Source organism: Borreliella bissettiae DN127 (assembly GCF_000222305.1).
Lineage (GTDB): Bacteria > Spirochaetota > Spirochaetia > Borreliales > Borreliaceae > Borreliella > Borreliella carolinensis.
Window position 1 is genome coordinate 833,610 of sequence record NC_015921.1, and the last position, 25,636, is coordinate 859,245.

20 protein-coding genes are annotated in these 25,636 nt (G+C 28.9%); 19 read left to right on the forward strand and 1 reads right to left on the reverse strand.

The window, feature by feature from the left end:
* Positions 1–15 precede the first annotated feature (15 nt).
* The 17 genes from bamA to BBIDN127_RS04065 all read left to right on the forward strand — a co-directional run bounded on the left by bamA (position 16) and on the right by BBIDN127_RS04065 (position 22,808).
* Complete coding sequence (gene bamA / locus BBIDN127_RS03985; protein ID WP_014024002.1) at positions 16–2,481, forward strand: outer membrane protein assembly factor BamA; 2,466 nt, start codon at positions 16–18, stop codon at positions 2,479–2,481.
* Positions 2,482–2,500: 19 nt separating this feature from the next.
* Positions 2,501–3,034, forward strand: coding sequence for an OmpH family outer membrane protein (locus tag BBIDN127_RS03990; RefSeq protein WP_014024003.1), 534 nt, complete (start codon positions 2,501–2,503; stop codon positions 3,032–3,034).
* Between the two features lie 165 nt (positions 3,035–3,199).
* Positions 3,200–5,791: a DNA mismatch repair protein MutS gene (gene mutS / locus BBIDN127_RS03995; RefSeq protein ID WP_014024004.1), complete on the forward strand. Its 2,592-nt coding sequence runs from the start codon at positions 3,200–3,202 to the stop codon at positions 5,789–5,791.
* A 1-nt stretch (position 5,792) separates the two neighbouring features.
* The gene (locus BBIDN127_RS04000; RefSeq protein WP_044054985.1) at positions 5,793–6,410 is read left to right on the forward strand and encodes a ComF family protein; all 618 of its coding nucleotides are present in this window, start codon (positions 5,793–5,795) and stop codon (positions 6,408–6,410) included.
* A 101-nt stretch (positions 6,411–6,511) separates the two neighbouring features.
* Complete coding sequence (rimP, locus tag BBIDN127_RS04005) at positions 6,512–6,949, forward strand: ribosome maturation factor RimP (protein ID WP_014024006.1); 438 nt, start codon at positions 6,512–6,514, stop codon at positions 6,947–6,949.
* A 13-nt stretch (positions 6,950–6,962) separates the two neighbouring features.
* The gene (nusA, locus tag BBIDN127_RS04010; RefSeq protein WP_014024007.1) at positions 6,963–8,411 is read left to right on the forward strand and encodes a transcription termination factor NusA; all 1,449 of its coding nucleotides are present in this window, start codon (positions 6,963–6,965) and stop codon (positions 8,409–8,411) included.
* A 2-nt stretch (positions 8,412–8,413) separates the two neighbouring features.
* On the forward strand, positions 8,414–11,029 hold the full coding sequence (gene infB / locus BBIDN127_RS04015; protein ID WP_014024008.1) for a translation initiation factor IF-2: 2,616 nt from the start codon (positions 8,414–8,416) through the stop codon (positions 11,027–11,029).
* Between the two features lie 23 nt (positions 11,030–11,052).
* Positions 11,053–11,415 (forward strand): 30S ribosome-binding factor RbfA, encoded by a 363-nt coding sequence (gene rbfA, locus BBIDN127_RS04020; RefSeq protein WP_014024009.1) that lies wholly within the window; start codon positions 11,053–11,055, stop codon positions 11,413–11,415.
* A 2-nt stretch (positions 11,416–11,417) separates the two neighbouring features.
* Entirely contained in the window at positions 11,418–12,266 is an 849-nt protein-coding gene (gene truB / locus BBIDN127_RS04025; protein ID WP_014024010.1) for a tRNA pseudouridine(55) synthase TruB, read from the forward strand.
* Positions 12,267–12,436: 170 nt separating this feature from the next.
* Positions 12,437–12,703: a 30S ribosomal protein S15 gene (rpsO, locus tag BBIDN127_RS04030; protein WP_014024011.1), complete on the forward strand. Its 267-nt coding sequence runs from the start codon at positions 12,437–12,439 to the stop codon at positions 12,701–12,703.
* A gap of 14 nt (positions 12,704–12,717) precedes the next feature.
* On the forward strand, positions 12,718–14,886 hold the full coding sequence (gene pnp / locus BBIDN127_RS04035) for a polyribonucleotide nucleotidyltransferase (RefSeq protein WP_044054986.1): 2,169 nt from the start codon (positions 12,718–12,720) through the stop codon (positions 14,884–14,886).
* 6 nt (positions 14,887–14,892) lie between these two features.
* Positions 14,893–16,404, forward strand: coding sequence for a hypothetical protein (locus tag BBIDN127_RS04040; protein WP_014024013.1), 1,512 nt, complete (start codon positions 14,893–14,895; stop codon positions 16,402–16,404).
* On the forward strand, positions 16,379–17,668 hold the full coding sequence (locus tag BBIDN127_RS04045; protein WP_044054987.1) for an LptF/LptG family permease: 1,290 nt from the start codon (positions 16,379–16,381) through the stop codon (positions 17,666–17,668). The genes BBIDN127_RS04040 and BBIDN127_RS04045 overlap by 26 nt, the downstream gene beginning before the upstream one ends.
* Positions 17,665–18,732: an LptF/LptG family permease gene (locus BBIDN127_RS04050; protein ID WP_014024015.1), complete on the forward strand. Its 1,068-nt coding sequence runs from the start codon at positions 17,665–17,667 to the stop codon at positions 18,730–18,732. The genes BBIDN127_RS04045 and BBIDN127_RS04050 overlap by 4 nt, the downstream gene beginning before the upstream one ends.
* Before the next feature lie 29 nt (positions 18,733–18,761).
* Complete coding sequence (gene tgt, locus BBIDN127_RS04055) at positions 18,762–19,889, forward strand: tRNA guanosine(34) transglycosylase Tgt (RefSeq protein WP_014024016.1); 1,128 nt, start codon at positions 18,762–18,764, stop codon at positions 19,887–19,889.
* Complete coding sequence (murJ, locus tag BBIDN127_RS04060; protein WP_014024017.1) at positions 19,882–21,402, forward strand: murein biosynthesis integral membrane protein MurJ; 1,521 nt, start codon at positions 19,882–19,884, stop codon at positions 21,400–21,402. Before tgt ends, murJ begins: the two co-directional genes overlap by 8 nt.
* Positions 21,399–22,808 (forward strand): HEAT repeat domain-containing protein, encoded by a 1,410-nt coding sequence (locus tag BBIDN127_RS04065; protein ID WP_014024018.1) that lies wholly within the window; start codon positions 21,399–21,401, stop codon positions 22,806–22,808. The genes murJ and BBIDN127_RS04065 overlap by 4 nt, the downstream gene beginning before the upstream one ends.
* A gap of 21 nt (positions 22,809–22,829) precedes the next feature.
* Here BBIDN127_RS04065 and coaBC read toward each other — a convergent pair whose 3' ends face one another.
* Entirely contained in the window at positions 22,830–24,002 is a 1,173-nt protein-coding gene (coaBC, locus tag BBIDN127_RS04070) for a bifunctional phosphopantothenoylcysteine decarboxylase/phosphopantothenate--cysteine ligase CoaBC (RefSeq protein ID WP_044054988.1), read from the reverse strand.
* Between the two features lie 85 nt (positions 24,003–24,087).
* Here coaBC and BBIDN127_RS07230 point away from each other — a divergent pair, with 85 nt between their 5' ends.
* Together BBIDN127_RS07230 and panF are read left to right on the forward strand one after the other, a co-directional pair.
* Entirely contained in the window at positions 24,088–24,240 is a 153-nt protein-coding gene (locus tag BBIDN127_RS07230) for a hypothetical protein (protein ID WP_233421651.1), read from the forward strand.
* 59 nt (positions 24,241–24,299) lie between these two features.
* Positions 24,300–25,634 carry a sodium/pantothenate symporter gene (gene panF, locus BBIDN127_RS04075; protein ID WP_014024021.1) on the forward strand — a complete coding sequence of 445 codons (1,335 nt, stop codon included), beginning with the start codon at positions 24,300–24,302 and terminating at the stop codon, positions 25,632–25,634.
* Positions 25,635–25,636: the final 2 nt, after the last annotated feature.

Below are 25,636 nucleotides of genomic sequence, written 5' to 3' on the forward strand. Positions count from 1 at the left end.
TGTTAAGAGGTTAAGATGGGTTCAATTAGAGGTTTGTTTTTTGTAAGTTTTTTAATATTTTTTGTTGTTTTTAGTTTTGGTCAAGTTGAAAATTATAAAGGGAAAATAATAAAGGGTATTAGTTTTGAAGGACTTAAGAATAAGGGGGAGAGAGATTTTATTGATATTTTAAAACCTTACATTGGCATGGCATATTCTAATGAAATTTTTGATAAATTGCAAGTTGATCTTTATTCTCTTGATTATTTTTCTGGGCTTATTAAGCCTCTGTTTAAAATAGACGGTGAGGACCTTTTTATCACGTTTATTGTAAAAGAAAAATCTTTAGTTAATTCTGTTGTTTTTTTTGATAGCAGTAGAGTTTTTTGGAATAGTGAACTTATTGAGAAGGTAAATATTAAGACCAATGAGCCTTTAAATCTTGCAAGTGTTAATAAAGGTATTGACAAACTTGAAGAGATGTATAAAAACATGGGATATCTTGATGTTTCTGCAAATTTTGAAATCAAAGAAGAAGGAAATTTAGTTGATATTATTTTTAATATATTAGCTGGACCCAAATATGTTGTTAAAGGGATTGACTTTGAAGGAAATTTAAGCTTTAAAAACAGTACTTTGAGAAAATCTTTAGCATCAAGAGTAGTGTCTCTTTTCTCAGATGGTAAATATTTAAAAAGTAATGTTGATAAGGACAAGCGTCAACTAGAGTCTTTTTATAAAAATAATGGATATATTGATGTAAAGATTATCAATAGTACTGTTGATGTTAAAGATTCTCTTAAAGATTCTAAAAGATTGGAAAAGGAAGTTTTTTTGAAATATTTTCTTTCAGAAGGCAATGTTTTTAGATTTGGAAAACTTGAAATTTCTGGTAATTCAGTTTTTAGTCTAGAAGAATTAAAAAGTTTTATTACCTTTAGCGAAGGTGATATTTTTAATAATTCTAAATTTGAGCAAGATTTTACCAAAATTAAGGAGAGTTATTTTAAGGAAGGGTATATTTTTACAGAAATTATTCCTTCACAAAAGATAAGAGGGGAGTTTGTTGATTTATTAATTAAAATTTCAGAAAAGGATAAAGCCCATATTGAGTCTATTACTGTTTCTAAAAATAAAAATACAGCTTCGCATGTAATACTTAGAGAGATCCCTCTTCAAGAGGGAGATGTTTTTAGTTTGGACAAGTTTAAGATGGGCATGGCAAATTTACAGCAGCTTGGTTATTTTTCAAATGTAATTCCAGATATTGTTCCGAGCAATACAGAAGGGCTTATGAAAATAAATTTAAACATTGAAGAGCGAGCAACAAGTAATTTTGGATTTGGTATGAATTTTGGAGGCAATGCAAATTCTTCGTTTCCATTCTCAGTATTTGGGCAATGGGAGCTTTCTAATTTTTTAGGTGAAGGCTATTATTTTGCCGCAAGGCTAAATTTATCTTTTTTAGAGCAAAGCCTTAGTTTGACATTTAGAGATAATTGGTTTTTACAGAAAAGATGGACTGTGGGTGGATTTATAGATTTTTCACATTCTGTTAATACTGCTTATCAGGATATTAATGGACCTGTTTTTTCTGGCAAAAGGGAAGTTCCTGATCCATTTACAAGCTGGGAAGAATATCGAGATGCTAAAAGCTTTTCTGATTTTAATGCCATGAATTATTCTTTACTTAAGCTTAGTTTTGGAACGTTTACAGGATATACTTTTTCTAATTATCTTGGCAAGCAAACCCTTCTTGGTACTTTGCAAACCGCTTTGAAATATGTTTTTTATGACAATGAGGTTAACAGGCCTTCAAATTATTATTTAAGAGATAATTATAAAACTTTTAGATTTGAAAATTCTCTTAGTTTAAGCGCGGCTTGGGATACAAGAAATTCTACTTCTTTATCTAATAATGGATTTTTACTAAAGCAGCAGTTTGATTTTTTTGGTGGATTTTTATTTGGCCAGAGCCATTTTGTTAAATCTTCTACAACCTTTGAGAGATATTTTTCTCTTTTAGGATATGAGGATGTATTTACCCCTTATTTTGATATTATTTTGACCTTAAGGAGTGTCTATTCAAATATATTGCCTCCTCTTGGCAATGGTTTTGAAATTGAAATTCAGCCCCATCACCACATAATTCTTAGTGAAAATTTTATGCAGGCTAGAGGTTGGGGGATTTTGAAAAATATTTATAGTTCTTTTGTAAATACCGTGCAAATATCTATTCCTTTGTTAAAAAATATTTTAGTTTGGGATGCTTTTTTTATAGATTTTGCTTCCTATTCATTAGAAGGGCAAGAAAATTCTTTGTTTAGACCTTTTAGTAGTTTTGCTTTTAGCTGGGGAACTGGAATTAGAAGTCTTTTGCCTCAATTGCCGCTGTCTTTTGTAATAGCTTATCCTTTTTATTTTGACAATGATAAAGCTAACAGTTATTACAAATATTATTCTGGATTTAAATTTTTCTTAGGAATTGAAATGAGATATTAATTATACTATGGAGAAATTTGTGTTTTTTTTGATTTTACCATTGTTTTTTTTATTATCTTTTAATGTTTTTTCGATAGATGTTATTAAAATAGGAATTGTTGATTTTGATAGAATTGTGATTGAGGTTTTAAATCCCCAATTAAAAGCTAATCTTGATCAAATAAAGAATCGGTATCAAGAACAAATCAATACGTTAAATTTAGAGCTTAAGAATTTAAGACAGATGTATGATAAATCGATTGCTGATAATGATTTAGATAATGCAAGATCTTTTGGGAACCAATATAATTTGAAAGTTGATGAGCTAAAGAGACTGTCTAGTTTAGCAAAGAATAACTTAGAGCAGCAGAGATTGGCCAATATTAATAGTTTAAACAATAATAGTGAATCTTTAAGCAAAATACTTCGTGGTATTCAATATGTTGCAGAGATTAATGGATTTTCTTTGATTATGAAAAAAAATAATCCATATATCCTTTATCACAATAGCACTGTTGATATAACAAGCGATGTTGTTAAGCATCTTTTGGAAAAGGACAATAAAAATCCTTAAAGACTTTTCTTTTTGAGGTATTACTTTCTTTGTTTAATCTATATAACGTTTAGTTGCATAAAACATTGCTTTTAGGGTCTTTTTATCATTTTATATTCTTTCTTTTTAATTGAATTATATTTATTTTATAATATCAATTGTAATTCAATATTATTTAGGAAGCGTATGGAAAAAAATGTTACCCCAATGATGAGGCAGTATTTAAATATCAAAAAACAACATAAGGATGCCATTCTTTTTTTCAGAGTAGGAAGTTTTTATGAAATGTTTTTTGATGATGCAATAGAGGCAAGTAAGCTTCTTAATTTAACATTGACAAAAAGAGAAAATGTTCCAATGTGTGGTGTGCCTTATCATACTAGTAAGGAATATATAAGAAAATTAATTTTATTTGATAAAAAGGTTGCAATTTGTGAGCAAGCGTCTAATTCTACTTCTGGAGGGCCTTTAGAAAGAGAAGTTGTTGAGGTAATAACCCCAGGTGTTATTATTGATGAAGATTTTTTAAATGATGATGTTAATAATTATTTAGTTGCTATTAGTGATTATAAAAATTATTATTCGTTTTCTTATATAGATTTGTCTACTTCTAGTCTTGGAATAATGTTTTACGAGAATAGTTTTTTTGAAAAACTTAAAAGGGATCTTGAGAAATACTCTCCTAAAGAGATAATAGTTTCTGAAAATTTTTATTATGAATACTCAGACAAGCTTAATCTTAGTCGATTTTTAATTAATAAGGTTCCTGCTTGGCATCTTGATAAAGATATTGCAATAAAAACAATAAAGGAGCATTTTAACATACTTGGATTGAGCTCTCTTGGATTTGATGAGGAAAAGCCCTATTACATTTCAATTTTTCTCATTATAAATCATATAAAAAATAATTTAAAAAATTTATTAAGCAATATTGATAAAATAGATATTAATAATGATTCTTCGTACATGTTTCTTGATGATGTAACTCAGGTTAATCTTGAGCTTGTGAAAAATAATAATGATTTTTCTTCTCAATATTCATTATATTCTGTGTTAAATGATTGCAAAACTGCAATGGGAAAGAGACTTTTGCGAGAATTTATTTTAAATCCAATTTTAAATATTTCTGAGATTAATACCAGACTAGATCATGTTGAATTTTTTTGCAAAAATATTGGCTTAACTATGACTTTAAGAGAAACTTTTATTGATATATGGGATATTGAGAGAATAATATCTAGGATTCAAATGAAAAGATATATTAAAAAAGATTTTTTATTTATTGAAAAAGCCCTTTCTGTATTTTTTAGGGTAAAAAAGTTATTCAATAAGTATAATTTTGATTATTGGAATTTTAATAAGTTTGAGGAAGATAGTATTTCTAAAGTTTGTTTTTTAATAAATAGTGCAATTTCAAACTTGCCCGATGAGCTTATTAAAAGAGGTTATGATTTAAAACTTGATAGTTTAAAAGATTTAAAGATTAATGCAAATAAATATATTGATAAATATCTTGAATCAGAGAGATTGCTTAGCAAGATTAATAACCTAAAGATTAGAAAAACTAATAATAGGGGATTATTTTTTGAAGTTACAAAGAGTAATTATGCTCAAGTGCCACCACATTTTATGGAAAGTCAAACTTTAAATTCCTCAAAAAGATATAAAACAGAAAAACTTATTTCTCTTGAAGTGGATATTAATAATGCTGAAGACAATGTAGTTGCTTTTGAGCAGGAAATTTTTGATGAAATAGCATCAAATGTTGTTAAGCATAATAAAGTTCTTAAAAAGGTTGCAGAATTTTTTGCATATATTGATTTAGTTGTTAACTTTGGTTATTTGGCAAAAAAAAATGAATATAAAAGACCTGTATTGACGTCTGATAAAGAAATTTTTCTTGACAAGTCTAGACATCCTGTTGTTGAGTATTATGTTAAAAACACCGAAATCTTTACTGAAAATTTTGTAAGGATTGATAAAGAAAGGTATTTTTGTTTAATTACTGGACCTAATATGGCAGGTAAATCAACTTATTTGCGCCAGGTAGCTTTAATTACTTTAATGGCCCATATAGGTTCTTTTGTTCCAGCTTCTAAAGCTGTAATAGGCGTTACAGATAAAATTTTTTGCAGAATTGGAGCAAGTGACAACATTGCCAAAGGAGAATCCACTTTTTTGGTTGAAATGAATGAAACAGCTAATATTTTAAGAAATGCAACAGAAAAGAGCTTGATAATTATGGATGAGGTTGGAAGAGGTACTAGTACGAATGATGGGCTTGCTATTGCTTATTCTATTATAGAGCATATTTTAGAGTATATTAAAGCTAGAAGTTTGTTTGCTACGCATTTTCATGAATTGTCGTCTATTAATCACAAAGCTTTTATTAATCTTTCAATGAAAATTGAAAAGCAAGGCAGCGATCTTGTTTTCTTAAGAGAAGTTGAAGAAAAACCATCTCTTAATTCTTATGGGATTTATGTTGCTCGCATAGCAGGACTTCCTTTAAGGGTAATAGATAGGGCTAATGTTATTTTAGAAAGTTTGCTTGACAGAAAGGGCAATTCTTTTTTGGAGCTTCTTCCCGCTGTTTCTTCTGATAGTAATGATGGGGGGAAAGATTTGAAAAATGACACTAATGTTCATATTAAATTAAATGAGTATTTGGAGTTAAAAAATTTTATTTCTAACATAGATATTAATAATATTACCCCTTTTCAATCAATTGAGCTGTTAAATCAAATTGTTTTAAAGGTTGTTTCTCAGTCCAGTTAGTATGAGCTATTTAAATGTTCTAAAGAGTATATTTTTGCCTTTTTGTGTTTTTTGTGGGAAAAGGTATGTAGCTTCTAATGCTCTTTGTGACCAATGTAAGTCGCTTTTTAATTTTGAAATTAAATTTAATGAAAATCTGATGTATTTTTTTGAATATAAAGAGCATTACAGACTTTTAATTTTGTCTTACAAGAGAGATGCTCAAAAGTCAATTGGTAGATTTTTGGCAAGTGGAATTGCTGAATGTTTAAATAATATTGATTTTGATCAAATAGTAACTGTTCCTTGTAGTTTTAAAAGAAAATTATTTTATGGTTTTGATCATATGGAATACATTGGTATTTTATTAAGCCGTTTTGGGTTTAATTATATAAATGTTTTTTCAAGAAAGTATGGAAAAAGTCAGAAGTTAATGAAAGGGAATCTTAGATTTAGAAATCTTGAAAATAAAATTAAATTAAGATCAAAATATAAAAATTTTCAATTTAAAAAGATTGTTTTGCTTGATGATATTGTTACCACGGGAGCATCTATGTGTATTTGTGAAGACCTTATGATGCAGTTGGGAGCTTATAAGGTTATAAGGCTTTCGTTGGCCAAATCTTATAATTTGGTTTAATGTTGACATTATTTTTGCTAAGTGTTAATCTTGACTTAAGGTTTAGTTTATGTATTTAATAAGGTTCTTATAAAAGAACCTTATTATTTTTAGGGATACAGTTGATTAAATGTTTTGACAAAAATAATGAAGTTTTTAATTTGATAAAAGATTTAACAAGGCGGTTAAATGTTGAGATATTAGAAATTAATATCTTTAGAAATAAAAATAATGGAAAAATTCAAATAGTTCTTTATAGTAAAAATTTTTCCTTAGATATTGATTTGCTGACTGATTTGCATAAGATGATTTTATTAATTTTAGAAGCAAATCTTAAATATAGTTTTACTTTAGAGCTTTCTACTCCAGGAATAGATAGAAAAATAAAAAGTGACAGAGAGTTTAAAATTTTTGAAGGTAAAAAGATTAAGTTAATGCTAGATAATGAATTTGAAGAGGGCTTTATATTAGAGTCAAAGCCAGAAAGTTTTATTTTTAAAACAGATAGCAAAGAAATAAATGTTTTTTATAGTGATGTTAAGAAGGCCAAATTAGTTTAAGGAGGAAGTTTGGATGATAAAGGGCACGGGGCACATGATTGTAAATATTGCAAACGATCGCAGCATGAGTATAGATTCTATTAGAAAAACAATTAAAGAATCAGTATTAATAGCTTATAAGAAGTATTTTGGAAGTAATGAGAATGCTTTTATTAAATTTGATGATGATACGGGAGATTTGGCTGTTTATGCAAAAAAGAAAATTGTAAAAGAGGTAAAAGATTCTTTGCTTGAAATATTGGAAAAAGATATCTCAAAGGAAAATATTGTAGAAGGTGGTTATGCTTACATTGAAATTAATCCTAAAGTTTTTGATAGGCTTTCTATTCAGGTTGCAAAACAAAGAACCAAAAATGACTTGCAAGGAATTGAGGATAATGAGATTTTATCAGAATTTAAAAGCAAGTTAAATAAGGTTGTTATTGGGTACGTTCAACAAAATAGAAATGGTGACCTTTATGTTAATCTTGGCAATACTGACGGCATAATTCCTAAGAAGTATCAGTCGCCAAGAGAAGTTTACAATATTAATGATAAGATTAGAGTTTTAGTTTACAATGTCAAAAAGGGAAAAAATGGCATTGAAGTTATTCTTTCTAGAACCCACCCAAAGTTTATTGAAGAGCTTTTAGCGCTTGAAATTCCAGAAATTGAAGAAGGTATTATTAAAATTCATAAAATAGTTCGTGATCCGGGTTACAGAATCAAAGTTGCTGTTTATTCTGAAAAAGAAGAGATTGATCCTGTTGGTCCTTGTATAGGACAAAAAGGAGTCAGAATTCAATCTATAATTAAGGAGCTTGAAGGAGAAAAAATCGATATTATTCCTTATAGTAAAGATATTAAAGAATTTATAAAAGATTCTTTGACTCCTTCGAAGATTGAGCATGTTTATATTCTTGACGAAGATTTACATAAAGCCTTAGTGGTTGTTAGCGATGATCAGCTTTCTCTTGCTATAGGCAAAATGGGTCAAAATGTTAGGCTTGCTAATAGGCTTCTTGACTGGGCTATTGATGTTAAAACTAGCAGTCAATTTGCAGAAATGAAAGCTAATTCAGAGTTTAAGCAAGAAACGCTCGAAATGTTTGATAAAGTTATGCAGGATGTTGTTGAAGAGGAACAATTTGAAGAGATCAGCAAAATAAGTGATCTTAAATTACTAGATTCTTCTGTGATTTCTAATTTATCAAAAGAGGGGCTTGATGATATTAACAATTTTTTACAAGCAGATGAGGGAATGCTTTTTAATCTTGGCGTAAGTTATGGAAAACAAGAAGAAATTAACAAAATATTAAAAGAAGGAATGATAATAATTGCTAATGACAATGATGAGTCTATAGAAAAGATAGAAGAAGATGAAGAGCTTCTTTGCCCTGAATGCGGTGTTGTTATTAATGAAAATATGACCTCCTGTCCGGGCTGTAAAATAGGGCTTAGTTTTGAGTTTGAGGAGGAGTAAATTTGTCGAAAAATATTGATGATATTAAAAATGAAGATGGTAAAAAAATTAAGATTGTTAAGTTAAAAAAGAAGGTAGTAAAAATTGTAACTCATAATGATTTAAGTGGTAAAAATGATTCAAATAGTTCTGTTGATTTGCATAAGCACAACAGCAAAGCTGAACATTTGCAAAACAGAGACAACAGAGCTGGAGGATATTCGCAAAACAGAGACAACAGAGCTGGTGGATATTCGCAAAATAGAGACAACAGAACTGGAGGATATTCGCAAAATAGAGACAACAGAACTGGAGGATATTCGCAAAATAGAGACAACAGAACTGGAGGATATTCGCAAAATAGAGACAACAGAACTGGAGGATATTCGCAAAATAGAGACAACAGAACTGGAGGATATTCGCAAAATAGAGACAACAGAACTGGAGGATATTCGCAAAATAGAGACAACAGAACTGGTGGATATTCGCAAAATAGAGACAACAGAACTGGGGGATATTTGCAAAACAGAGACAATAGGGCTGGAGGATATTCGCAAAACAGAGATAGTTTAGCATCTCAATATCAAGGTTCGGCAAAGAAAACATATGTTGCCAAAAATAATTCTCAAAATAAATATACTACTTCTGTGTCTTTTAGAAGAGTTATAAAGACCAAAGTTCCTGTTATTGTTAGCAGCACATCTTCATCAGATTCTGAGAATAGTAAAGAGTTAAATCGTAAGCTTGGCGAGAAAAAAAAGCAGCAACAAGAAAGTCAAAAAAGCTATAAGAGAAAAAAAGCAGAGACTGAGAGCAAGACAATTGAACAAAAAGTTTTTGAGCAACTTCAAAAAAAGAAAAGAGAAAATTTAGCTAATCCTATTCCAAAGTCAATTGACATTATGGGCAGTATTACTGTTTCTGATCTTGCAAGAAAGATGAATTTAAAATCTTCTGATTTGATTGCTAAATTAATGGCTTTGGGCGTAATGGTGACTATTAATGAAAAAATAGATTCTGATACAGCAACTATTTTAGTTGAAGAATATGGCTCAAAAGTTAATGTTGTTTCTATTTATGATGAAACGGTTATAGAAGAAGAGATAGAGGATCAAAGCAAAAGAATTGAAAAGCCCCCTGTTATTACAATAATGGGTCATGTTGATCATGGCAAGACCAAACTGCTTTCTGTGCTTCAAAATATAGATATAAATCAAACGGAGTCTGGTGGTATTACTCAGCATATTGGAGCTTATACTATTGTTTATAATGATCGAGAAATAACATTTTTAGATACTCCCGGGCATGAAGCTTTTACTATGATGCGAAGTCGTGGGGCTCAAGTTACAGATATTGTTGTTCTTGTTGTTTCAGCAATTGATGGTGTTATGCCTCAAACCATTGAAGCTATTAATCATGCAAAAGAGGCAAATGTTCCAATTATTGTTGCTATAAATAAGATTGATTTGCCGGATTCAAATCCCGATAAGATTAAACATCAGCTTTCAGAATACGGCTTAGTATCTGAGGATTGGGGGGGAGACACTATTTTTGTGTTGATTTCTGCTCTTAAAAAAATAGGAATTCCTGAACTTCTTGATATGATTCTTTTACAATCAGATATGATGTTATTAAAGGCAAACCCATCCAAAAGAGCTATTGGAAAGGTACTTGATGCCAAGATTGATTTGGGTCGCGGAATAGTTTGTTCTGTTATTATTGAGGATGGAACCCTTTATGTGGGAGATTCTTTTGTGGGTGGAGCATGCTATGGTAAAGTTAAGGCATTAATTAACGACAAGGGTGTTTCTGTTAAGAGTGTTGGACCTGCTAAAGCTATTAGTGTTTTAGGATTTTCTTCAATGCCTCAAGCCGGGGATCCTTTTCAAGTAACTAAAACTGAAAAAGAAGCAAAATTGATCAGCTCCAAAAGACAAGATCTTAAAAAATATGAATCTTCCAAAAATGTAAAGAAAGTTACCATGTCAAATCTTTATGATTCAATCAAAGAGGGAACGCTTAAAGAGCTTAAAATAATTTTAAAAGCAGATGTTCAAGGCTCAGTCGAAGCTTTAAAGAATTCTCTTGAAAAATTGACAAACGATGAGGTTCGAGTAAGAGTTGTACATTCATCAGCGGGGGTGATAACTGAAACAGACATTAGCTTTGCTTCAGCAAGCGATGCTATTGTTATTGGATTTCATGTAAGGCCTACTGCAAAAGCTCAAGTACTAGCGGATCAGGAAAAAGTTGAAATTAGAAAGTACAATGTTATTTATGATGCTATAAATGATGTTAAGTCAGTTCTTGAGGGAATGCTTGAACCAGATGTTGAGCAACAGTTTATTGGTTTTGCTGAAGTGAGAGCTGTAATAAATGTTCCTAAAATCGGGGTAATAGCTGGTTGTTATGTTTCTAGGGGATTAATAAAGCGAGATGCGATTACTAATGTGATGAGGGATGGTTTGCAGATTCATTCTGGAAAAATATCATCTTTAAAGCGATTTAAAGATGATGTTAAAGAAGTTGCTGAGCAATATGAGTGTGGTGTTGTGATTGATAATTATGCTAATATTAAAGAAGGAGATATAATTGAAGCATTTGAGATAAAAAAGGTGAAAAAATCTTTTAAAGCTTAGTATTGTTTTATTTATATGTGTTTATGTATAAGAGTATAAAAAAGTTTAAACTTGAAAGTTTTATTGCTCAAGAAATTGGCAATTTAATAGTAGGTGGGGGGATTAAAGATCCCAGAATTCATTCATTTTTAACCGTGGTTAAAGTAGAATTTTCAAAAGATTTAATAAATGCTAAAGTGTTTGTGGGCTCTATTAAGGAGGGTGCTTCTTTAGACAATGCAGTTAAAGCTTTAAATAATGCTAAGGGATTTATTCAGGGACAAATTGTTAAGCGAATTAAAGTCAGAAGTACCCCTAAATTATTATTTGTTAAGGATGATTCTCTTTCTAAATCATTTTATGTTAATAAGTTAATTGAAGGATTAAATACCACAAGAGAGAATTAAATTTGGAAAATGGATTCCTTTTAATTAATAAAGAACAAGGTAAAACTTCTTTTGAAACCCTTTTTCCTATAAAAAAATATTTTAATACAAATCGTGTTGGGCATGCTGGCACACTTGATAAATTTGCAAGTGGAATTTTGATTGGCCTTATAGGAAAATATACAAAGCTTTCAAGTTATTTTACTTCTTTAGATAAAGAGTATTTAGCAGAATTTAGATTTGGATTAGAAACAGATACTCTTGATCCAAATGGAAAAATAGTTAGCAAAACAGATTATATTCCTAATTTAGAGGATATAGATTTAAAGCTTAAAGATTTTGTAGGAGAGATTTATCAAAGTCCCCCCAGATTTTCTTCTGTTCATATTGATGGTAGCAGGGCCTATAAACTTGCTTTGAATGGAAAGTTTTTTGAAATTAAAAAACGAAGAGTGACTGTTTATAGTATTCAAAGATTAAATTATGATTTTAGTTCTTCTGTGCTTAGTTTAAAAATTAGCTGTTCAAAAGGTACTTATATTAGGAGTATTGCAAGAGATTTGGCTTATTCTCTAAATTCTTGCGCTTATGTTAGCAATTTGAAAAGAACTAAAGTAGGTATGTTTAGGTTAAAAGATTCCACATTGTGTGAAAATTTGAGCAAAGCCTCCTTAATTAGTCTAGAATCTTTAAAAAGTTTTGAAAAAGTTTACATTGATTCTGATAAGATAAATCTTGTTAAAAATGGTGTTTATGTTGAAATTAAAATCAATATTAATGAATTTAAGATTTTAAAATCCAGAGAAGAAAAAATATTAGCAGTAATTCAAGGAGTTGGTTTTAATAAATATAAATATGTTATTATGTTTTAATTTTATATTTATTTTTTTAAACAATTTAATAATTTGTTATTAAAAATAACTCGAAAAGGATAAATTGCTTTTGTTATTTTTAAGAAAAAATATTATAATCTATCATAGTAAGTTTAAATTATGGCAATAGGTTTATTAGAGCTTTGCTATAATGGTATAGGAGTTGCTTTATGATAGATAAAAAGCAAAAGCAAAAAATAGTTTCTGAATTTGGAAAAAATGAAAGCGATACTGGTTCTGTTGGGGTTCAGATCGCACTTATTACAGGTAGAATAAAGTATTTAACTGAACATTTAAAGACAAATAAAAAAGATCACAGTTCAAAAAGAGGCTTGTTAAAGTTGGTAGGGCAAAGGCGAAGTTTATTGCGGTATTACCAGAAAAAAGATTTAGAAGCCTATAGGATGTTGATATCTAAACTTGGTCTTAGAAAATAAAAAGAGGTTGAATTTTGAGGAAAATATTAAAGTTGAAAATAGGCAGAGACGAGTTAGTATTTGAGACTGGATTTATGGCTAAGCAGGCTAATGGGTCGGTTCTTGCAACTTATGGGGGATCTTCGGTTCTTGCAACTGTTTGTTGTTCAAGCAGTGTAAGAGAGGATTTAGATTTTGTTCCGCTTTCTGTTGAATATAATGAGAAATATTATGCCGCTGGTAAAATTCCGGGAGGATTTATCAAAAGAGAGGGAAAGCCAAAGGATAAAGAAATACTTGTTTCCAGGCTAATAGATAGGCCAATGAGACCTCTTTTTGATAAAAGATTTGGTCGAGAAATTCAAGTAATTCCTACTACTTTAGCTACAGATCAGCTCAATCCTCCAGATATTGTTGGAATGAATGCTGCTTTTACAGCAGTTTTTTTGTCAGATATTCCGTTTAACGGCCCAATTGCAGCTGTTAGAATGGTTTATTTGAATGGTAAGTTTATAGTAAACCCTTCTTTTGAAGAGATTCATGATTCTGATCTTGATATTGTTGTTGCCGGAAGTTTAAATGGAATTACTATGGTAGAAGGTGGTGCTAATGAGGTTAGTGAGGATATTTTGCTTTCAGCAATAGATAGTGCACATGAATATATTAAGCAAATTTGCAATGCTCAAAAAGAATTTTTAGATATTGTAGGGGAAAAGGAAAAACTTCCTTTAGCTTTTGAAGAAAAAATATTTGAATTTAAAGAGGAGCTTAGGGATTTTGTTTATGCAGAGCTTAAAGAAGCTTGTTTTGTCAAGGGAAAGCTTAATAGAGATAAAGCTATAACTTTACTGCGAAATAAATCTTATGAACATTTTTCTTCTCTTGAGAAATTGACTGATAGTAATGAGTCTCTTTTTCATAAAGCTTTTGATGATTTTGAGAAGGAGATTGTTAGAAATTCTATTCTTAATGATAATATTAGAACAGACGGCAGAACGCCTAATGAGATAAGAAATATTATTTCAGAAGTTGATATTTTAAGTAGAACTCATGGTTCTGCGCTTTTTACAAGAGGAGAGACGCAAGCTTTAGCAGTAACTACTCTTGGTACAAGCATTGATGAACAAATAATGGATGACATTGATGGTGATAAGCGCCTTAATTTTATGCTCCATTACAATTTTCCACCATTTTCAGTTGGTGAGACTGGTAGACTTATGACTGGCAGGCGCGAGATTGGCCATGGTCATTTGGCTCAAAGAGCTTTAGAATCAATGGTTCCTGGGAAAAATGATTTTCCTTATACTATTAGGGTAGTTTCTGAGATTTTAGAGTCTAACGGATCTTCTTCAATGGCTACTGTTTGTGCTGGGAGCATGTCTTTAATGTCAGCGGGGGTTCCTGTTAAAGGGCAAGTTGCAGGAATAGCTATGGGGCTTATTAGCGAAGGTGATAAATATGTAGTTTTAAGTGATATTCTTGGAGAAGAAGATCATTTAGGCGATATGGACTTTAAAGTGGCTGGTACTAAAAATGGAATCACTGGATTTCAAATGGATATTAAGATTGAAAATGTTACTAAAGATTTGATGAGAGATGCTCTTGAGCAGGCAAGAGTAGGTAGAATACATATATTATCTATTATGAATAATGTAATTTCTAATTCAAGAGTTGGTATATCTAAGTATGCTCCCAAAATTGTTCAACTTCAAATTGACATTGACAAGATATCTCTTGTTATAGGATCTACTGGAAAAACCGTTAAGGCTATAACAGATGAATTTGAAGTTAAGGTTCAAATTGAGCAGAATGGAAAAATTATTCTTTTCGGGGATGATGATTTTAAGATGCAAAAGGCTAAAGAAAGAATAGAGAGTATTGTAAGAGAGCCAAAGGTAGGCGAAATTTATGAAGGAACTGTTAAAAAAATTAATAGTTTTGGGGCTTTTATTGAACTTACCCCTTCAAAAGAAGGATTTTTAAGTACTCGTTTGAAACCTAGAGACAGTAAGTATGGTTCTGGAAGATTTGGAAATAGCAATAGATATTCTAGATTTGGTGGCGGCTCAGATAATATAAGGGGTAATGCAGGGTTAGTTCGACCTCCAAAATTAGAAGAAGGTCATCGAATTAAAGTTAGAGTAATTGATATAGACAAATTTGGAAAAATTGATCTTGAAATTGTTAGAGATAAAGATTATTAAAATAATATGAAATTTGTTTTGAATAATTTATTTAAAGGTTATTTTTTTTGTTTTGTCTTGTTTTTTTCTTGCCTTACTACAAATAGATCTATTCAAGACTCTCATGTTGGTGATCTTTTAGAGAAGAAAAAAGAAGCAGTTATTATTGATGATAATAATGTTGTCCTTGAGAGTGAATTTAAAAGAGACTATTTGATAGGATTAAAAGATAATGAATCTTTTTTCCTTAGCGATGCTTTTTTAAAAGAAAACAATTTTTATTTTAAAAAAGCCAGAGAAAGTTATGCTAAAAAAAATATTGGCTTGACAAACTATTATTTAAATAAAATAGTAATTAATGAGAATCAGCACAACAGAGAATTGCTAGCTAAGGCAAATTTGTTTTTTGGATATGTGAATTATGAGAATGGTTTTTATGATCTTTCTGAATATAATTTTGATCTCTTTTTAAAAGACTATAAATATTCTTATGCTAGCTTAAGATCAGCTGAATTAAAATATCTTGCTAAAGAAAAATCGGATGCAATTTCTGCATTTAAAGAAATTAATCAATTTTCTATATCAGGTTATGATAAAGAGATTTATGATTTTTTAAGTAATAAACTTGGAGTAAGTCATTTAAACTTAGAGTCTTTGGGATTTCTTGACAATAGCGTTTTTGATACATTTGTCTTTAATGATAATATATTTGTAACTAATATATTGGGGGGGCTTTTAAGATATAATATTAAAAAAAATGATTGTAGGGTCTATCTTAAGGATAAAAAAAGCATTTTTTTAAATGGCATTAAGGGTTTCGCAGATTATAATGGAACAATTTATATTGGTGGTAAAAATGTTGTTTATTATATAGATGATGTTGATGGAGATTTGAAGCAAATAAATGTTCCCGCTAATGCTGATTTTAGCAATGTGCAAGTTTTACTTGGTGTTAAAAATGGAATATTTGTTGGCACTCTAAATTCTGGGTTGTGGTTTTATGATTTAAAAAATTGGAAAAATATACCGCTTGGATCTAATAAAATTTCTTCACTGTGTTTTGATAGTTTGAAAAATTTACTATTGGTTGGAACAGTTGATAAGGCTATTTATAGCATTAATGTTGACAATTTGAAAAAGATCAAACATTTGAATTTTTTTACTAAGAATGATAATGAAAAAAATATTAATTTTATAAAAGAGTATAAAGATAGTTATTTTGTTGGAACATATGGCGGGGGTCTTTTTGAATTAAATTTAAATAAAAATAGCTATAAAAAGCACGTTATTGCTAATAATATTGATGTTAATTATTTTATGGATATGGAGATTAAAGGCAAAAAGTTATTGTTTGCAACCTTTGATCATGGGTTATTGATTTATGATTATGAAAATGACAATTGGGATTATTTTGGACCCAATAATGGACTTCTTAATTTGAATTTAATAAAAGTTTCTAGATTTGAAAATTATGTCATACTGGGTACTCTTAATAACGGTTTGGTTTTTGTAGATGAAAATATTAAAAAACAGCTATGAGTCTTACATAATTACTGAATTTTTTAAATATTTTTTAATTACGTTTTTATTTTTCTTTTTCGTATTTTTTATAAATCAAATTTTATTCTTTATGAGAATACTTCTTCAAAATTATGTTCCCTTTTTTAAGGCTTTTATTTTTATTATATATTCTCTTCCTATGGTGATTGCACTTTCTCCCCCTTTTGCTTCTTTGATTTCAGTAATTCTGACTATTCATAAATTCAAGCTTCACAATGAAATTTTAGCTTTTCGTTCAATTGGCATATCAATTTTTGATTTACTTGTCCCATTTTTTAAATTGGGAATAGTTATTGCTTTTATATCTTTTATATCTAATGATATTTTGCTTCCACTTGGATCTATTGGTAGGTTAAAAATTTTTAATGAAATAAAAGAAGAAGTTCCTCATTTGGTATTAAAGCCTTATTCAAGCAAACAGTATGGAGATTTGATTTTTGTTTCTGGTGAGAAATCGGAAAATGGTTATAAAAATGTAACTTTTTTTGATAACACTGGACTTAAGGGTTTTGATAGAATATTTATGGCAAAAAATCTTGATATTAAAAAAGAAAATTTTCAAGTGTATTTTATTTTAAATGATGTTTTATCTATTGCTTTAACAGACAGCGAGAGTGGATTTTATGATTATTTTTATGCAGATAAGATGAAATATTCAATCGATCAGGTTACATTTAGTGATAGTTTTTTATTAAATTATGTAACTCCTTCTCAAATGAGCATGAGGGATGTTATAAAATTAATTAAAAAACAAAATAATTTAATTACAGATTCAAATATAAAAAATAATCTAGAAGGAGATTTTTTAAGTTTAAATTTTTCAAATCTTTATTTAAATTATTTATACAATCAAAATTATTATGTGGATGAATCTTATGTTTTTGAAAATTTAAACTATATGTATAACTTAAATTTAAATTTTAAACCTTATCAAGATAAAAGTATGAAGCAAAATTTGGCTCTTTTTAATCTTGAATTTTTTCAAAAAATTAGTTTACCGCTTTCGGTTTTATTTTTCATTTTTTTGGCTTTTTCAATGGGAATGTATTCTAATAGGAAGTATTCTATTATTCTTGAGCTTGTAATTTCAATTCTTGTTTGTGTTTTTTATTGGGTAATGTTTATTGGTGGTAAAGTTTATACTGTGCAATATGCGCCAAATCCCCTTGTTGTTACTATTTTGCCCAATTTAATTTTAGTTATTGCAGGAGCAATTCTCTTTTTGAGATTGTTAAAAAAATGAAAATAGATAAGCTTTTTGTAAAAAGCATCATTCTTACTTTTTTATCTATGAACTTACTTTTCATGATTTTAATTATTCTTGGTGATTTATTTGTCAATCTTCTTAATTATCTTGAAAAGAATATTGGCTTTAAGGATATTCTTTATATTTATTATTTGTATTTGCCAAAGGCGTTCTCAGATGGAGTGGCTTTATCTTTTCTTTTTGCTATTTCTAATCTTATTGGCAATCTTTCTATGAGAAATGAAATAATAGGTCTTTTTAGTTGTGGAGTTTCACTTGCCAGTATATTAAGACCAATCATTTTAATTAGTATATTTATTTCAGTTGTTCTTTTCTTTTTTGATAATTATTTAGTAATAGATACTGTAGCAAGAAGAGATATTCTTATTAAGAATAGCATTGGTAATAGTGGATCTGGCGATAAAACTATAATAATAAGAGATCTTGCTAGAGAAATTTATAATATTAAATCTTATGATATTGACGAGAATACTTTTGCTAACTTGATGATTATAATTAAAGATAGTCAAGATGAGTTTCAAACAAGGTACGATATAAATAAAGCTGAATGGAAAGATAATAAATGGAAGCTTTATGGTATTAGAGAGTTTGTTAAGGTTGGTAGAAAAATTAAGGAGAATGCCTACGATGTTCTTGATGGGACAGGGATTATTAAGCTGGCGCCCGATTACATAAGAACCGTGATGCTTTCATCAAAGGCATTAAATTTTACTAAACTTATTAATTGGATAAGTTTTCTCAAAGTCGAACATTTAAATTATTCTGATGCATTGTTTGATTTGTTAAATAGGGTATTCTTTTCATTTAGATTAATTCTTCTTAGCTTTACTGTTGGGTTTATTGCTCTTGCTCTTAAAAAGAATATTTTTATACTCAGTTTATTAAATAGCATTGCTTTTGCTGTTGTTTATGTTATTTCTATTGTAATTTTTAATTTTTTAGCGGATCTTGGTTATTTACATATATATGTATCAAGTTCTTTTACAACTATATTTTTTTTGATTATCAATTTTTTTGTTTATAGGATTGTTAGAAAATAATATATATAATAATTATTTGGGATATTTATATGTTTAGTGTAATCAAGAACGACAAACATTCTAATGCAAGGGTTGGATTTCTCAATCTTCCTCATGGCAGAGTAGATACTCCTTGTTTCATGCCGGTTGGTACTTTGGGGGCAATGAAAGGATTAAAACATGCTATTCTTGAGAAGTTAGAATGCAATTTGATGCTTGCAAATACTTATCATTTATATTTAAGGCCAGGTATTAAAATCATTGAAAAATATGGCAGTCTTCATAATTTTACAACTTGGAATAAAAATTTTTTAACCGATTCAGGTGGATTTCAGGTATTTTCTCTTTCTGGTTTGAGAAAAATTGATCTAAAGGGTGTACATTTCAAATCTCATTTAGATGGATCTTACCATTATTTTACTCCTGAGGGAGTATTTGCTATGCAAGAGATTTTTGGCAGTGATATTATTATGCCGCTTGACATTTGCAGTTCTTACGGGATTGATTATAATGAAGCCAATTTATATACAAATATTACAACCAATTGGGCCCGCAGCACATTCAAGTCTTATAAAAATAGAAAAGAGGGATATAACGGGCTTTTATTTTTAATAACTCAGGGAAATTTTTTTAAAGATTTAAGGAAAAGAAGCATCAATGATGTATTAGAATTAGACAGTCCAGGTATTGCCATCGGAGGCATTTCTGTTGGAGAGCCAAGAGAGAAATATTTAGAAATTCTTGAATATAGTTCTTTGTTGATACCAAAAGAAAAACCAAGGTATGTAATGGGTATTGGCACTCCCCACTATATACTTGATGCAATATATTACGGCATTGATATTTTTGATTGTGTTAATCCCGCAAGAATTGCTAGGCATGGGTCTCTTTTAACAGATAATGGGGTGATGCGAATTGGTAGAAAGGAGTATAAGGATGATACTTCCCGGGTAGAGAAGGATTGTGGTTGTACTTTATGTACAAGGTATTCAAGAGGATATTTAAGACATTTAATAAAATCTAAAGAACTTTTTGGAATAGTTTTGGCAAGTGAGCATAATATTCACTATATGTTTCGGTTGATTGCAAAGATCAGAACCGCAATTCTAAATGATAATTTTTTAAACTTTAGAACTGAATACTTAAAAAAGTATGAAGAGGGGAATTTTGATGAATAAATATGTGATTTCTACAATTTTGATCATGATTTCCACTTTTTTTTCAAGAATAATGGGCTTTGTAAAGATAAAGATTTTTTCTTATTATTTTGGTGCAAATCTTGATGCTGATATTTTTAACTATGTTTTCAATATTCCTAATAATTTGCGCAAAATACTTTCAGAGGGTGCAATGACTTCGGCTTTTTTGCCTGAATTTACACATGAAAAAAACAAATCACACAAAAAAGCCGCTATTTTTTTTAGAACAGTTATAACCTTTAACGTTATTTCCATTGGACTGATTGTTTTAGTTATGATTATTTTTGCAAAGCATATTATGTATTTTATATCTTATTATAGGGGTGAGAACTTAATTTTTGCAAGTTCTGTATTTAGGTATTTGGTATTATATATCTTGCTTATAAGCCTATCATCAATTTTCGTATCTGTTCTAAATTCATATAAAATTTTTTTCATCCCTTCATTTTCGCCTATTATGCTTTCTTTGGGAATAATATTGAGTATATTCTTATTTTATAGTCGGTTTGGGATATATAGTGCTGTTATTGGCGTAATTTTTGGGGGGTTTTTACAATTTTTGATTCCGTTTGCAAATTGCCTTATGATTGGTTTTGCCTGGAAGCCATCATTTTATTTTAGAGAAAAAGTATTTTTAAATTTTTTAACCAGATGGTTTCGTATGATTTTTGGATTTTCCATTTCAATTGTTACTCAGCAGATTTCATTTGCATTGGCGTCTACTCTTGATATAGGAAGTGTTTCTATTCTTAGCAATGCTGTAGTTTACTATCAGCTTCCTGTGGGAATTTTTTATATTTCTATTGCAACAGTAATTTTCCCCAAAATGGCAGAGTATGCTGTTTCGGGGAATAATATAAAATTAAATGCTCTGTTGGTGGATGGAATTAAAATTTTATTATTAATTTTTATTCCAGTCTCTTTTTTAATGTTTATTTGGTCTGACCATATTTTAAATTTATTTCTTATGGGGGGCAAGTTTTCTATTTATGATACTCAAAAAACGGCGGGTGTTTTGAAATGTTTTCTTTTAGGCTTGCTTTTTTATTCAATATTTGGTTTTTTTCAAAAATATTATTTTTCTGTTCGTGATGCAAAGACGCCATTTTATTTGAGTGTTTTATTTTCTATTCTTGATATTGCACTTTCTGTTTTTGGTATTAGTTATTATGGTTTGAATGCTTTAGCATTAGCCCAATCTATTTCTTTTATGATTTGTGTAATTGTTTTTTATTTTATAATTTTAAAAAGAGGAGTCAAAATTGATTTAATTGAGATTTTATTTGTTCTTTTAAAGTCAATTATTACGCTTTTCCCTTTATATTTAGTTTATTTCTTTTTTGAAAAGTTTCAGTGGGATGTGGGGTTTAGTTTTAAAAATCTTTATTTTTTAATTACAGCTGGAATTGTTAGTATATTTATTTTGTTTATTTGTTATTATGTTTTAGGAATAAATAAGCTTTTTAGGTTTATCAGGAGGGATACTTTATGAAATACTTTGCTTTTTTCTTTTTTTTACTTATTTTGAATGTGTATGCTCAAAATGTTAACCCCCCAGCTCTCCCTAGTCCCCCTTTGTTGCCCGAAATTACAGAAAACAAGCTTGTTGAGAGAGAAAATTCTTCTAAGGGCGAGAATTTTTCTAATATTGGTTTAGATGGTAAGTATGTTAATGATACAATTCTTTATGGGCTTGATAGTCAAGTTACAAACATTATAAAAGCTCTTAAAAAATCAAGTGATAGTCAATATAATTTATCTCTTAAGAAGAGACTCGAGAAAACTTTTAATGCTGATATTAAAAAGGAAATACTTGAATTGTTTATTTCTCTTAAGTATTCAGGGGGCATTGATACAGCAAATTATATTCTTGAAAATTATGAGAGTAAGAGATATTCAAATGCTTTATTTGGTTTGGCAATTTCGTATCTTAAGGAGTTTGATGATAAAGAGAAATTAAAAAAAACTCTTATTGACATTCTTGAAAATAAAGAGGGCAATGTGGTATCTATTGCAGCTTATTATTTAGGAGAGCTTAATTCTCTTGAGTATTCTAAAAATATGATGGAAGTTTTTGAAAAATATTCTGGAAATGATGGCGCTAGAAGAGAAATACTTATTGCTCTTGGAAAAATGGTCGCTGTTGAGTATCAGGATAGAATTTATGAAATTTCGTTAGATAATTACGAGACCCCATCAATTAAGGCTGCTGCAATCGAGGCGTTGTCATATCTTGCTGTGGATAAAGTAACTACAAATGCTGATTTGTATCTTCAGAGTAATAACAATAATTTAAACGTTAAATTGGCTATTATTGTTTCTTTGTCTAAAGATCCTTCTTTAAAGTCCAAAGAGATTTTACAAGGATTTTTAAGAGATTCTGATGATAATATTAGATTTAAAGCTATTAATGCAATTAAAGGACATAAAGACTCTTCAGCAAAGGATATTTTGATTTATAAGCTTAAAAGCGACCCATCTCTTAAAGTTAGGGAGGCTTCTGCTAAGGCTTTAATTGATATGGATCTTGGGGATATTGAGATGAAAAACATTATGTTTGATTTTAAGATTGAGAATAATTTTAAAATTTCAATGTTTAGTTACCTTTTAGATAAGGATTCTCTAAAAGCATTGTCAATTGCTTTAGAAATTGTTAACAAAGAAAATGTTAATAAACCTTCAAATGTTTTAAAAGGCATTGCTTCAATGCTGGCTGGTAAAAAGGGCAATTTTGATAATTTTTATTCTAAAATCATTGACAGTAAAAATGTTGATTTAAAGCATTTTGCATTAAAAGGGGCTGTTTATAATAAATCTTCATCACTTTCTGATAAACTTAAAAAAATTAAAAGTGAAACAAACTCTCAATATATTAAAGTGCTTTTAAAAGATTATTAATAATCCGCTAGCATATTAGTATTAGTACAAAATTTTTAAAATTTCTTTAGCCATTTCTGATTTTTCCATTTCTGGCAGTTCTTTTGTGCTTTGTTTATTTATTATATAAACTTTGTTTAAGTTTGAACCAAAATATTTAAGTTCATTTGCAATGATAAAGTCCAAATTTTTATTTTTTAATTTTTCTTTAGCTTTTTGAATTAAATTTTTAGAATTTTCAGCGCAAAATCCAATAACAATTTGGTTTTTAAGCTTATTGTGTCCCACGTGTTTAATTATGTCAGGATTTTTTATTAATTTTATATATAATCTATTGGTTTTATTTTTTTTAATTTTACTGCTTAAAATGTGTTTGGGTTTAAAATCGGCAACGGCTGCAGCCCCAATTATTATTTCAAATTTATTATATATCTTGAGAACTTCTTTGTACATTTCCATTGCAGATTTTATTTTTATAATATTGACCCCTTCAGGCTCAGTTTCATTGGTTGGGCCTGTAATAATTGTAACTTGAGCCCCTAGTTTAACAGCCTCTTGTGCTAAGCAAAACCCCATTTTTCCCGTTGATGTATTTGAAAAATAGCGAATTGGATCTATTAATTCTTCGGTTCTGGATGCTGTTATAAGTATTTTTTTGTTTTTTAGGTAATCTTTTTGATTAAATTCATTCAATATTGTTTTTATAATTTTGTCTTCATTTTTAAGCCGCCCTAAAGCATTTGATGAGCAAGCTAGAAATCCTTTATCAGGCTCAATGAATTTATAATGATAGGCTTTAAGCTTTTTTATATTTTCTTTTAAAATAGGGTTTGAATACATTGTGCTATTCATTGCTATTGCAAAATAAGTAGGAGCTGTGCTTGCAGATATTATTGTAGTTAATGCATCATCAGCAATTCCTGATGCAATTTTAGATATTGTGTTGTAAGTAGCAGGAATAATAAGAATTAGATGTGCCCATTTTGCAATTTTTATATGCTCAACCTCATTGTGATCTAAATCCCATAAATTAGTAATAATTTTATTCTTAGAAATGGTTTCTAAAGTTAATGGGGTAATAAATTTAGTTGCATTTTGTGTCATTATAACTTTAACTTTGTATCCTAATTTAACTAAACTAGAAACTATGTATACTGACTTGTAAGAGGCTATGCCCCCGCATATACCAATTAATATATGTTTATTTTTATTCATATAATATATATTATATAATATATGTTTTTAAAGGTTGTTTTAAATGAAAAATAGGATTTTGTACGCTGTATTATTGTATGTTTGTATGTTTTTATTGTGGTTTTGTTTTGCCTATTTTATTGACACATCAGCTACTATATTTAATATTCCTTTGTGGTTTTTTGGATCAGGAATTTTATTCCCCATAATAAATTTTTTTTTGGTTTGTTTTTTTATTTTAGCAATTAGTAAAACTTGATACATTGTCGATAATTTTTTTTATTTTTAGATTAAAAAAAAAGAAATAGAGGTAGGTTTTTGTTATTAAATAAATATTTTCTTGCAAATCGAAATATTAATTTTATTGTTATGGCTTTGTTATTTGCTTCTAGCTATATTAGTGCTAGTAGTTTTATTTCTGGTCCTTCTGCTGTTTATCAGTATGGGTTATCTTTTATATTATTAGCTACCATACAAATTCCCACAACTTTAATTGTTTTTGTTATTGTTGGTCAGAGATTAAATCGTGAATCAAAAAAAATTAATGCAATTAATATTATTGATTATATTAGGCATAGATATGAAAGTGATTTTTTAGCGTTAATTAGTGGATGTGTATTGATTTTTTTTTCAATGTTTTTGATTTCTGCCCAATTAATAGGTGGTGCTAAGCTTATAGAAGTTTTTTGGGGGATTGATTACGTGGTTGGTCTTTTGTTTTTTTCCCTATTAGTTTTTATTTATGTATTTTTTGGTGGTTTTAAGGCAGTAGCTTATACGGATTTGATTCAAGCATTTTTAATGCTAGTTTCATCTGTTATTTTGTTTTCTAGGATGTTGGATTTGGGAGGGGGTATTAATAATTTATTCAAAACAGCAACATCCAGCTTAGATAAAAGCCTTTTGCTTCCTTCAAATGTTGACCTAAAACCGCAATATATAATTTCTTTTTGGATCTTAATAGGAATAGGAATATTAGGGCAGCCTCAGATTATTAATAATTTTATAGCATTTAAAGATGAGAATGCTATAAAATTTTCTCTCCCTATTTCTACTTTTATTATTAGCTTTTTAATTGTTTTGATGCATTTAATAGGGTTTTTTGCTGTTATTTTTTTTCCGGATTTAAATCCAAATGATAAAGTTGTTTTAAATGTAGCTTTAAAGGTTTTAAGTCCTTTTTATTGTTTTTTGTTTTTTATGGGTCTTTTATCTGCAATAATGTCTACGGTAGATTCAAATTTGCTCTTAATGACATCTGTTTTAATAAAGTCAATATTTATTTATAAAAAAGATTTAAAAGAAGATTCAAAGGTTAGCAAGGTAATAATGATTTCTAATATTTTTTTTATTGTAACAATACTTATATTTTCTCTCTTTCCGCCCAATTTTTTATTCTTTGTTAATATTTTTGCTTTTGGGGCTTTGGAAGTTTCATTTTTTCCCATTATTGTTTTTGGACTTTATTTAAATTTTGTAAGCAAAATGGCGGCTTTTGCTTCTATGTTTTTAGGTTTAATATTTTATTTGTGCATTTTACTCTTTGGTTTAAATATTTGGTTTTTTCACCCCGTTTTTCCATCATTTTTTGTTTCTATATTTACATTTTTAATAGTTAATTTTTTTTATAAAAAAAATAGTAGGGCTTGTTAGGG